General features: G+C 72.7%; 6 protein-coding genes, 1 tRNA gene, 3 pseudogenes and 1 riboswitch. Of the genes and pseudogenes, 5 read left to right on the top strand and 5 right to left on the bottom strand.

Going from position 1 to position 11,230, the window contains the following annotated elements; genetic code table 11:
* Positions 1-484 precede the first annotated feature (484 nt).
* Entirely contained in the window at positions 485-772 is a 288-nt protein-coding gene (locus B9S61_RS19400; protein ID WP_103543394.1) for a DUF3040 domain-containing protein, read from the bottom strand.
* Between the two features lie 456 nt (positions 773-1,228).
* Between B9S61_RS19400 and B9S61_RS19395 the strand changes: the two are divergent.
* The 4 genes and pseudogenes from B9S61_RS19395 to B9S61_RS19380 form a co-directional block, all read left to right on the top strand.
* Positions 1,229-1,612: pseudogene (locus B9S61_RS19395) on the top strand (LuxR C-terminal-related transcriptional regulator); the annotation flags it as partial.
* A 114-nt stretch (positions 1,613-1,726) separates the two neighbouring features.
* Entirely contained in the window at positions 1,727-2,860 is a 1,134-nt protein-coding gene (locus tag B9S61_RS19390) for a dihydrofolate reductase family protein (protein ID WP_103543393.1), read from the top strand.
* A 63-nt stretch (positions 2,861-2,923) separates the two neighbouring features.
* Positions 2,924-2,997: transfer RNA gene (locus B9S61_RS19385), tRNA-Met, on the top strand.
* 315 nt (positions 2,998-3,312) lie between these two features.
* Positions 3,313-3,469: riboswitch (cyclic di-AMP (ydaO/yuaA leader) on the top strand.
* A gap of 12 nt (positions 3,470-3,481) precedes the next feature.
* The gene (locus B9S61_RS19380; RefSeq protein ID WP_103543392.1) at positions 3,482-4,489 is read left to right on the top strand and encodes a M23 family metallopeptidase; all 1,008 of its coding nucleotides are present in this window, start codon (positions 3,482-3,484) and stop codon (positions 4,487-4,489) included.
* Between the two features lie 154 nt (positions 4,490-4,643).
* On the opposite strand, the pseudogene B9S61_RS19375 reads toward B9S61_RS19380, so the two are convergent.
* The 4 genes and pseudogenes from B9S61_RS19375 to B9S61_RS19360 all read right to left on the bottom strand — a co-directional run bounded on the left by B9S61_RS19375 (position 4,644) and on the right by B9S61_RS19360 (position 9,730).
* Positions 4,644-6,022 (bottom strand): annotated as a pseudogene (locus B9S61_RS19375) (PrsW family intramembrane metalloprotease).
* Positions 6,023-6,040: 18 nt separating this feature from the next.
* Positions 6,041-6,889 carry a tRNA (guanosine(46)-N7)-methyltransferase TrmB gene (gene trmB, locus B9S61_RS19370; RefSeq protein ID WP_103543412.1) on the bottom strand — a complete coding sequence of 283 codons (849 nt, stop codon included), beginning with the start codon at positions 6,887-6,889 and terminating at the stop codon, positions 6,041-6,043.
* Positions 6,890-6,946: 57 nt separating this feature from the next.
* Positions 6,947-8,158 (bottom strand): L-2-hydroxyglutarate oxidase, encoded by a 1,212-nt coding sequence (gene lhgO, locus B9S61_RS19365; protein ID WP_103543411.1) that lies wholly within the window; start codon positions 8,156-8,158, stop codon positions 6,947-6,949.
* A gap of 147 nt (positions 8,159-8,305) precedes the next feature.
* Positions 8,306-9,730: an MFS transporter gene (locus tag B9S61_RS19360; RefSeq protein WP_103543391.1), complete on the bottom strand. Its 1,425-nt coding sequence runs from the start codon at positions 9,728-9,730 to the stop codon at positions 8,306-8,308.
* 739 nt (positions 9,731-10,469) lie between these two features.
* Here B9S61_RS19360 and B9S61_RS19355 point away from each other — a divergent pair.
* Positions 10,470-11,230, top strand: a pseudogene (locus tag B9S61_RS19355) (asparagine synthase); the annotation flags it as partial.

Here is an 11,230-nt window from a genome sequence, read left to right as displayed (position 1 = left end):
GCCGCACGTTCAATGATGGGCAGCAATACCACCTCCGGGTGCCCGTATCGGGTGGAGCAGCCGAGGTGAGGCGAGCGGGCTGTCGGTGACCATAAAAGGGCTGCTCAGCCTGCCTTCTTGCGTGAGCGATGCGTGAGCGGACGGAGCCGCACAGGTCATCACGGAGGAGACCACGTAATGAGCCACAGATGTCCTGACCAGGTGGTTCCGGAAACCGAAGCAGCGTCCGGAACCACCCAGCAAGATCACGTCAGGACTATTAGTCCATTGGTTGTGGGTTCGAGTCCCACAGGGCCTACCCGTGATCAGCCCCTGACCTGCGGCAGAAGCCGGAGGGCAGGGGCTGTGCCGTTCCCGGGGCCTGCCGAGCGGCCGGCCCCGGGTCACGGGGCCCCGCACCCCCTCACGGTGCGCCACGCCCACCTCACGACGCCGGCCCCCGGCCCACCGCCGGCAGGCGGCGGGCCGGGGGCCGGACGGCCCGTCAGTGGCGGTACGAGGGCCGTGCGCCCGTACGGCGGCGGTCGGGGTCGAGGAGTTGCACGGCGATGCCGGAGAGGACCAGGCCCGCCGCGATCAGCAGTCCGTCGGGGACGATCACACCCGCGATCAGCATCGTCACTCCGATGACCAGCGCCCACCAGGCGCCCGTGCGCCGGTACTCGCGGGGGCGGGCCGGCTGTCCGGTGGACAGCGAGCGGACGAAACGGGGATCCTCGTGCTCGAGTCGGGCCGCGAGATCGACCGGACGATCGTCGTTGGACTGGGGCACGGCTCCTCCTTCCCGAAGGTGGCCGCGCGGCGCCACGCCGACGGCCGACACACCGGTACCACCGGACGGGCGAGGAGGTCCGCCCGCCTGCTGCGAACCCGGGCCGCCGTCAAGGAGCCCGCCGCTGTGCCGCGTCTCGTCCGTCCGGTACCGGAGAGCCCAGCCTCTCCCGTCGCGGCCGGTCCCGGCCATCGGTCGCGGGCCCCATCCTCCCTGGGGCCCGGTGTGCGCACGGACCGGCGGCCGGCCCGGGAACCGGGGGCGAAATGGGGGTTGTCACCGATGGCGCGGGGACGGATCAGGGCAGAGGCTGGAGAGTGACGGCCCGCGCCGCGCCCCCGGTCCGCGGGCCCGTCACGGCTTCCGCCGCACCGGGAGCCCGGGTGAGCGGCGCAGGGTGAGGAGGCGGTAGAGGGGTGCCTCTGTTCTGGCGGATCTTCATACTCAACGCCGTCGAAGTTCTTCTTCGAGGCGCTCGCCGCCGGCGCCTCGGGCTACGTCCTGAAGTCCGTCGCCGACCAGGATCTGGTCGCGGCCTGCCACGCCACCATGCGCGGTGAGCCGTTCCTCTACCCCGGGGCCGTCAACGCCCTCATCCACAACTACCTCGACCTCGCGCGGGAGGGCCGGACGCTGCCGGCCAAGGCCATCACCGACCGCGAGGAGGAGATCCTCAAGCTCGTCGCCGAGGGCCACACCTCGCAGCAGATCGCCACGCTCCTGGTGATCAGCCCCAAGACGGTGGAGCGGCACCGCGCCAACCTGCTGGCCAAGCTCGGCCTGAAGGACCGCCTGGAACTCACCCGGTACGCCATCCGCGTGGGGCTCATCGAACCCTGACCGGGGCGGGACCGGGGCGGGACCGGGGCGTCCTCGTACCCGGCGGGTTGTCAGACTGGCCCCGGGCCGCCGCACCGCGGCGGCCTGCCGCCGCCCCTCACCCGGAGCACGCCGATGCCTCATCCGTACGTCCTGCTGTCCGCCGCCGTCTCCCTCGACGGCTACCTGGACGACACCGGCCCCGAGCGGCTGCTGCTGTCCGGTCCGGCCGACTTCGACCGGGTCGACGAGGTACGGGCGGGCGTGGACGCCATCCTGGTCGGCGCCGGCACGATCCGCGCCGACAACCCCCGGCTGCTGGTCAACTCGCCCGAGCGGCGTGCCGCCCGGGTCGCCGCGGGCAGGCCGGAGTACCCGCTCAAGGTCACCGTCAGCGGCTCCGGCGACCTCGACCCGGCCGCCCGGTTCTGGCACACCGGCGGCGAGAAGGTCCTCTACACCACCGACGGGGGCGCCGAGCGGGCCCGCGCCCTCGGCCTCGCCACCGACATCGTCCCGCTCGGTCCGGAACTCGGCTGGCGGGCGCTGCTCGAGCATCTGCACGCCGTGCGCGGGGTACGGCGGCTGATGGTCGAGGGCGGCGGACGGATCCACACCCAGCTGCTCACCCAGGGTCTCGCCGACGAACTGCAGCTGGTCCTCGCCCCGCTGTTCGTCGGAGACGCGGACGCCCCCCGCCTCTTCGGACCCGGGTCCTACCAGGGCGGCCGGCTGCGGCTGGTGGAGACCCGCCCGGTCGGTGACGTCGTGCTGACGCGCTACCGGCCCACCGCGCCCGGCGCCGGGTCGCTGCCCTCCGCCGCCGACCACCACTGGCTGGCCCTCGCCTGCGAACTGGCCGAACGGTGCCCGCCCTCCAGGACGGCGTTCAGCGTGGGCGCGGTGGTGGTGGCGGCCGACGGTACGGAGCTGGCGCGCGGGTACTCCCGGGAGGGCGCGGACCCGGTGGTGCACGCCGAGGAGGCGGCGCTCGCCAGGGCCGACCCCACGGACCCCCGCCTGGCCACCGCCACCGTGTACTCCAGCCTGGAACCGTGCGCCCGGCGTGCGTCCCGGCCGGCGCCCTGCGCCCGGCTGATCCTGGACGCGGGGGTACGGCGGGTGGTCACGGCCTGGCGGGAGCCGGACACGTTCGTGGCGGGGGCGGACGGCAGCGCTGTGCTGGCCGACGGGGGCGCCGTCGTCGTCGTGCTGCCGGAGCACGAGGAGCGCGCCAAGGCGCCGAACGGGCACCTGATCGGCGGCTGAATCCGGGTTGGCCGTAATGGGTGTGCGCCATGTCCCCCGGATGACGTACACTGGTCTCAACGACGCGGGGTGGAGCAGCTCGGTAGCTCGCTGGGCTCATAACCCAGAGGTCGCAGGTTCAAATCCTGTCCCCGCTACTGAAGGCCGAGGGCCGGAATCCGGAAGGATTCCGGCCCTCGGTGTTTTCCGCTGTCCGGCCCCTTCTCCGTCGCCCGGGGGCCTGCCTCACTCACTGTGATCACATCGTCCCGCAGCGCGTAACAATTGACGTACCGTCAGATGCGCCTTCGCGCCCGAGGGGAGGTCAACTCGCCCGTTTTTGGCCGCTCGTGGCGGGTAAGTCCCTGCGGGAATCGTTAATGATCAAGAGGAACGGCTTGGAATCCGAGCCCCGCGTCTATTAACGTTCGATAACGCAGCGCGGTCGTCCCAGCCGTCACAGAAGTCGGCTCCGTGCGCACGCGCCGAATCCCGCAAGGGAACCGGGGAACCACCAATTGGGGTGAATCGGGCGGATACCGCCGTGGAGACACGGTTCGTACCCGCGCGTAGGAGACCTTCCTGCTCCGAACCCGTCAGCTAACCCGGTAGGCGAAGAAGGAAGGAAAGGAGCACGCCCACGTGGCGTCCAACCCGCCTGCTCCCGAGGCCCCGTTCAAGCCGAGCGACACCTTCGCCTATGGCGAAGCCCGCACCGACGACGGGCCCTTCGAGGAGTGGAACCCCACCGCGGAGTCCCTTCGCCCGGTCCGTGGCCGGCACCGCGTCTCCAGGCAGCGCGGGGGAGGACTCGCCCGTAGCTCCACCGTCCTCGGTGTCGGTGTCATAGCCGCGGTCGGCGCCGGTGGTATGGCCACCGCCCAGACCGGCAAGCCGCCGGTATCGATCTCCATGCCCGACCTCCCCCATGTGGGTTCCCTCATCTCCGACGAGGAAACGCCCAAGGGTTCGGCCACTCCTCTCAGCACCCTCGGCATGGCCGAGGACGAGGCGGAGGAGGGATCCGCCGGCGCCGGCGAGGCGCTGCGCACCCGGATCATGGCCCAGGTCGAGCAGCAGCAGATCCAGGCCGAGACCAAGGCAGCCGCCGAGGCCGTCGCCGCCGCCGAGAAGCAGGCCGCCGAGGCCGCCGCCAAGGCGGAGAAGGAAGCCGAGGCCGCCAAGAAGAAGGCCGAGGAAGAAGCCGCGAAGAAGGCCGAGGCCGAGCGCCTCGCCAAGCTGGCCACGCAGTACACGCTGCCGACCTCCTCGTACACCATCTCCTCGACCTTCGGTCAGTCCGGCGCCTACTGGTCCTCCGGCCAGCACACGGGCCTCGACTTCGCCGCCCCCAGCGGCACACTGATCAAGGCGGTGCACACCGGCACGATCACCTCCGCCGGCTGGGACGGCTCCTACGGCTACAAGACCGTGCTCACCCTCGACGACGGCACCGAGATCTGGTACGCCCACCAGTCCTCCATCAGCGTCAGCGTGGGCCAGCAGGTCAACACCGGCGATGTGATCGGCCGCGTCGGCTCCACCGGCAACTCCACCGGGGCCCACCTCCACCTCGAGGTCCACACCGGCGGCGCCTCCTCGGGCATCGACCCGATGGCGTGGCTGCAGAGCAAGGGCCTCAACCCCTGAACCACGCCCCCTGAATCCCGGCAGTCCCGACGACGACCCCCCGACGTCAGGACTGCCGGTCAGGTCTTTTCCGGGGCGGCGGGGTGCCGTCGTGCGCGGCGGTTCCGTCGTCCGCCGACCGTCTCCCCGATGTGCGCGGCGGCCCCGTCGAGGGTCAGGAGCGGTGGGCGTCCGGTTGGTACGCCGGGTAGGGATGCCCGTAGGGGGGATGCCCGTGCGAGGGATGCCCGTACGGGGGATGTCCGTACTGAGGGTGCCCGTACGTCCCGTGCACCGGCCACGGCGCCGCGGCGACCGGGAGCGGCGGCGCGGTGACGCGGGCCGCGTGGTCCAGTGCCGGACGGGCCGCCCCGCGCCGGTGCCACAGCTCCAGCAGCAGTTCCCGCTCCCGGGTCACGAAGTCCGTCCCCGCCCTGCCCAGCCGGCCCCGGTGACGCAGGAACGCCAGTGAGGTGGCGTACGCCTCGTACTGCGCGACCGCGCGCGCGGCGGGCTTGCCTCCGTACCGGCGCGCGTACTGCCGGGCCAGGCGCCGCGCCCGCATCGAGCCGAGCGCGAACGGCTCCGCCGGGGTGAGCCAGCCCGCCATCGCGTACGCGGGCAGCTCCGTCCGTACGGTGCGCAGCTCCCGCTGCCGTGTCCACACCACCAGCCAGGTCAGCAGGCCGAACATCGGCGCCATGAAAGCCGCGTACACGGCGAAGAAGCCGAAGTGGCCGAGCGTGGCCGAACCGTTCCACAGCGCGTGCATGCCCATCGACAGGAGCAGCCCGCACAGCGGCAGCAGCACCCGCCTCAGCCGCTGCCGGTCCGTGGACAGCGCCGCGATCCCGAAGCCGATCCCGGTGAGCACGGTGAACAGGGGGTGCGCGAACGGCGACATGACGATGCGGACGAGGAAGGTCGCCGCGGTGACCGAGGCCGCACCGCTGCCGCCGGTGAGCTGGTCGGTGCCGAAGGCGGTGCCGAGGTAGAGGATGTTCTCGGTGAACGCGAAGCCGGTGGCGGTGACCCCGGCTATCACCACACCGTCGAGGATTCCGGTGAAGTCGCGTCTGCGGAAGAGGAAGACCAGGAGGACGGCCGCCGCCTTCGCGGACTCCTCCACGACCGGCGCTATGACGGTCGCCCCCAGGGTGTCGGCGCCGGCCGGGTCGGCCGTCGCCGTGGCTATCCACCGCGTGGCGAAGCTGTTCGCGATGATCGCTATCAGCGCCGCCGCGCACGCCCCCAGGCGAAGGCGAACAGCAGGTTCCGCCAGGGCCCCGGCTCGACCCGGTCCAGCCAGCGGAAGGCGGCCAGCAGCAGCGGCACCGGGAGCACGGCCAGAGCGAGCCCGACCAGGAACCCCTGGGTCCCCGTCTGCTCGCGGACCAGGGCGAGGATCACCAGACCGGACAGCGTGAGCAGGGTGATCAGCGCGCCGTAGCGCACCCACGGCCGGCGCCACCAGTGCGCGTGCCGCAGCGTGCCGCCGGGAGTCTCGCCGGGAGCTTCGCCGGGGTGTGCCGGGTACGGAGGGCTGGTGGCCACGGGATCGACCCTAACGATTCAGGGGCAGGGCTGTGTGCGGTCCCGGGCTCGGTGCCCGTCCCGCTCCTCGTGCGGTACGCGGCGGAACAGCAGGTCGTTCACGACATGACCCTTCTCCAGCCCCTGTCCCTCGAAACGGGTGAGCGGACGGAACCCGGGACGCGGCGTGAAACCGCCGTCCGCCTGCGTGTTCTCGAAGGCGGGATGCGCGGTGAGCACCTCGAGCATCTGCTCCGCGTACGGCTCCCAGTCGGTGGCGCAGTGCACGACCGCCCCCGGCCGAAGCCGGGCCGCGGCGAGGGTGAGGAACTCCGGCTGGATCAGCCGGCGCTTGTGGTGCCGCTTCTTGGGCCAGGGATCGGGGAAGTAGACGCGCAGCCCGCCGAGGTCGTCGGGCGCGAGCATCTCGCGCAGCAGGATGATCGCGTCGCCGTTGCCGACCCGGACGTTGGTCAGCCCGCGCTGCTCGGCGAGGTTGAGCAGATTGCCCTGGCCGGGGGTGTGGACGTCGACCGCGAGGATGTTGGTGTCCGGGTCGGCGGCCGCCATCTCCGCGGTGGCCTCGCCCATGCCGAAGCCGATCTCCAGCACGACCGGGTGGTCGTTGCCGAAGAACCCGGCGAGGTCCAGCCGCCGGCTCCCGTCGATGTCGAAACCCCGGCTCGGCCACAGCCGCTGCAGCGCGTCCGCCTGACCGGCGGTGACGCGGCTGCGGCGCGGCTGGAAGCTGCGGATGCGCCGCTCGAAGTGCGACCCCGCGGGATCGGCCTTCGGCCCGTCCGGGAAGCGGGGCTCCCCCTTGGCCCGGGTCCGGCGGACCGGCACGCCGGGCGTGTGCGCGGGGTGCGGTGTTTCGGGGGTGCTCACGGAGTCAGACACAGTGCTCTCGATTTTACGGGGACGCGGCGGGCGGGCGGCGTGCCCTCACCGCTCCAGGGCGGTGAGCTGCGCCATCGTCCGCCGCGCGATCTCCCGTCCGATCGGCAGGGACGCGGTCGCCGCCGGCGAGGGCGCGTTCAGCACATGCACCGCGCGGGGGGTCTCCCGGAGGAGGAAGTCGTCGGCCAGGCTGCCGTCCCGCAGCACCGCCTGCGCTCTCACCCCGGCCGGAGCGGGCACCAGGTCGTCCTCCCGCACGGCGGGCAGCAGCCGGCGTACGGCCCGGGCGAAGGCCGCCCTGGACAGTGAGCGGTGCAGCTCGCCGGTGCCGTACCGCCAGTGGCGGCGGGCCAGCTGCCAGGAGCCCGGCCAGGCCAGGGTCGCCCCCAGCTCGCGCGGGCGCACCGTGCGCCGGTCGTAGCCCTCGCGGGCCAGGGCCGGGACCGCGTTGGGGCCCACGTGGACGCCTCCGTCGATGCCCCGGGTGAGATGGACGCCGAGGAAGGGGAACGCGGGATCGGGCACCGGGTACACCAGCCCGCGCACCAGCTCCGGCCGGGCCAGCTCGTAGTACTCGCCGCGGAACGGCACGATCCGGGCGCCCGGATCGTCACCGGTGCGGCGGGCGATCTCGTCGCAGTACAGCCCGGCGCAGTTCACCAGCACCCGGCCGCGTACGACGTCGCCGCCGGCCGTCAGGACGGCGACTCCCCGGTCGGAACGGCGGTCCACGCGTACCACCCGCGCCCCGTAGCGGATCTCCGCGCCGGACGCCTGCGCGAGCCGCCCGGCGACCGCCGCGTAGTCGCAGATGCCGGTGGTGCCGACCTGGATGGCCGCCAGGCCCTCCACCTCCGGTTCGTACTCCGCGATCTGCGCGCCGGAGAGCTCGCGGACCGTGATGCCGTTCTCCCGGCCGCGCTGGGCCAGGGCGTGCAGCCGCGGGAGCTCCTCGCGGGCCGTGGCGACGATCAGCTTGCCCGTCACCGCGTGCGGGATGTCGTACTCCGCGCAGAACTTGACCATCTCCGCGGCGCCCCGCACCGCGTACCGCGCCTTCAGCGAGCCGGGCCGGTAGTAGACGCCGCTGTGGATGACTCCGCTGTTGCGGCCCGTCTGGTGCCGGGCGGGGCCCGGCTCCTTCTCCAGCACCGTCACCCGGGTGCCCGGCGCCGCGCGGCCGATCGCGTACGCCGTCGACATCCCGACGATCCCGCCGCCGACCACCAGCACGTCACAGTCGTAGGACCGCGCCATGTCCGTCTCCCGCACCACCCGCGCCACCTCCGCATCCGATAGTGCACCGTGCCACTGACAACGGCTCGTACCCGGTGGCCGCGGGGCGCGGTCACGCCGTGGGCCCGGCCGTCGTCGGGCCGTGTTCGGGCCGTCGTCAGGCCGTCGTCAGGCCGTCGTCATCAGGAGGGGGCGGGCGCGTTCGCGCAGTTCGACCACGCGGGGCTCGTCGCCGTAGGGCTCCAGACGGTGCAGGAGGTCCTTGACGTACTCGGTGGTGCGCGCGGACGAGATGCGGCCCGCCACCTCCACCGCGCGCACGCCCTGCTCACAGGCCGCGTCCAGGTTGCCCGACTCCAGTTCGGCGACCGCCGAGACGACCAGCCGCAGTCCGTGCGAGCGCACGAACTCCTCCGTCGGCCTCGACAGTGCCTGCTCGGTGAAGCGGCGGACCTGGCGGGGCGCCTTCAGGTCGCGGTAGCACTCCGCGGCGTCGGCGGCGAAACGGTCGTAGGAGTAGAAGCCGAGCCATATGGGGTCGCTGTCGCCCGGACGGGAGCGTTCCAGCCAGCTCTCCGCCGACTTCAGCGCGGCACCGGCCGCGTGGGCGTCCCCGGCGCGTGCGTGCGCGCGTGCCTCCACCAGGCGGAAGAAGCTCATCGTGCGGGCGGTGGCCAGCCCGCGGTTGCGTTCCAGCGCGGCCTGGGCGAGGTCCACGCCCTCGTCGCCGAAGCCGCGGTAGGTCGCCTGGAGAGACATCGAGGCGAGGACGTATCCGCCCAGGGGGACGTCGGCCGCCGCGCGTGCCAGCCGCAGCGCCTGGATGTAGTAGCGCTGGGCCGCCTCCTGCTGGCCGGTGTCGAAGGCCATCCAGCCGGCCAGGCGGGTCAGCTCCGCCGTGGCGCCGAACAGCGAGCGGCCCACGTCGTCGGCGTACGAGCCGAGCAGCAGCGGGGCCGCCTCGACCCGGAGGCACTCGGGGACCATCGACGAACGCCAGTCGCCGCCTCCGTACTTGGAGTCCCAGCGCCGGGCGTCCTCGGCGGCCTCCCGCAGTTTCCGCACATCACTGTGGCCGACTTTGAGCGGTGCGCCGGAGCTGTCGGCGGGGTTCACCTCCCGCGCCACCGAGCTGTCGGCCGGGGTTATCAGCCACCGCGAGGCGGGCGTCGCGTACGCGCTCACCGCGAACGACCCGGCGAGGGACTGCCAGATGCCGCCGGATCCGGCCCTGCGGCCCGCGAGATCCAGCCGGTACAGGTCCGTCGCGGAACGCACCGCCTGTCCGACGTCGCGCGGGAAGGCGAGGCCCACCTCGGGTGCCGGATCCGCGTCCGCCAGGCCGATCTCGTGCAGCGGCACGGGCCGGCCCAGCTTCTGGCCGATGGCGGCGGCGATCAGATGCGGTGCCGCACCCTGCGGCACCATTCCCTTCGACACCCAGCGCGCCACCGACGTCTTGTCGTAGCGCAGTGTCAGTCCCCGCTGTGCGCCAAGATCGTTGACGCGCCGCGCGAGGCCTGCGTTCGAGATTCCCGCGAGGGCGAGAACGGCGCCGAGTTTTTCGTTCGGCCCGCGTTGCTCCCTGGACATGCGCCACCCCTCGACACAGACGGCTGCCGCTCTGGCATAACCATGCGGCATTCGTAAACCCAGCGTAGTTCGCCGCATCTCAAGCGTTAAGGGGCGTTCTTCCGGATGGCGGGATTGTGGTCCGTACTGAAGTACGGGTCCGATACGCGCAGTTGCGGCGCGCTCCCGCCGTGTGACCGTGCGCCTGCGTGTGCGCCTTTCTCCGGCCACCGCGGGAGCGGTTCCATGGGTGGTGCGTGGGTCGGCCCGCTGTACTGGATCCAGTGGGCTGGGGGACACCGCCGCCTACATCCCCGCGGGTGGCGGAACGGTCCGGGAGGCGTGCTCCGTCTCCCGGGCCGCGCGACTGTTCGGCGGTGCGCAGAGCCTGTACGGAGCGTGTTCGAGGTTGCCCTCACCGCTTCAATTTGGCCGAAAATCGATCCAGTCCTTTCGGGTGTATCCGCGCTTCTACCCCTGGTAGTTGACGGCGCGTTGGGGGTCATGGGGGCGCGCTGCGGGGGCGCATTCGCGTCGCAGTGGCATGACCTGTGGCGTGGCGTCGGTGGAGTGATGCGGCGGCGGCGGATACCTGTTCGGACCGCGGTGGATCCGTGGGGGAACGGGGTGGGTGTATCCGCCGGGGCGCATTCGACGGAGCACATACGGCTCCGGCACGCTTTCCGAGCGCCTCCTTCATGGCAGCATGGGGAACCGGTTCGTACGGTGCACTGGTTGTCCACAGCCTGTGGAGGCGGCGATGCGGTGGTTGGTGGGATGGAGCAGCACCGCCGCGAGATCCGTGGGCTTCGGCCCCGCGGGCTCCGCAGGCGCCACGGGAGTCGACGGCGAGACCGTGCACCCCGTGGGATCCCAGCTGCTGTGGGGCGACCCCGACCCGCTCTGGGCGGTCGGCGACTGGCGCCCCGACGAGGTCCGGGTGGTCACGGCCGACGAGCAGACCCGGATCGCCGTCCTCGGCACCTGCGGCGCCTCCGACGAACAACTGCGCGTCGCGCTCTTCGCCGCACGGGGCGGGGCGCTGCGGCACCTCACCGCCTGGGCGGGCAGCTACACGGCCGTGGTGCAGGTGGGGCGCCGGATCACCGTGTGCGGCGACCTCGCCGGTGCCCGGCCCGTGTTCCACACACCCTGGGAGGGCGGCACCGCGTACGCCACCGCCGCACTGCCGCTCGCCGACCTCGTCGAGGCCAACCTCGACTTCGGGCACCTCGCCGCGCTGCTCGCCGCGCCCGACGTGCCGGCCGCGCTGCACGACTCCACGCCGTACGACGGCGTGAAACGCGTCCCGCCGGGGCACGCGCTGATCCTCCGCGCGGGGGCACGCGAGATCGCCGGATACGAACCCGTCGCCTCACTCGTCGTCGCCGCGCCGCCGGCCGACCCCGACCGCGCGGTGGACGCGGTGCGCGACGCGCTGGTCGAAGCCGTACGGACCCGGCTCGCCGCACCCCGGCACGTCCCGGGCACCGACATCGACCCCGGGCCGGTGCCGGGGAT

The sequence above is a fragment of the Streptomyces sp. SM1 genome (assembly GCF_002910825.1).
GTDB classification, from domain to species: Bacteria; Actinomycetota; Actinomycetes; order Streptomycetales; family Streptomycetaceae; genus Streptomyces; species Streptomyces okerensis.
Note: the sequence above shows the minus strand (reverse complement) of the source record. Positions and strands in the feature narration are given on the sequence as shown.

Bases quoted from the DNA above. Each gene is read 5' to 3' on its own strand.
- B9S61_RS19390 (WP_103543393.1), top strand. From the start codon at position 1,727: ATGCCTCATCCGTACGTCCTGCTGTCCGCCGCCGTCTCCCTCGACGGC.
- lhgO (WP_103543411.1), bottom strand. From the start codon at position 8,158: ATGGCGCGGTCCTACGACTGTGACGTGCTGGTGGTCGGCGGCGGGATC.
- B9S61_RS19360 (WP_103543391.1), bottom strand. From the start codon at position 9,730: ATGTCCAGGGAGCAACGCGGGCCGAACGAAAAACTCGGCGCCGTTCTC.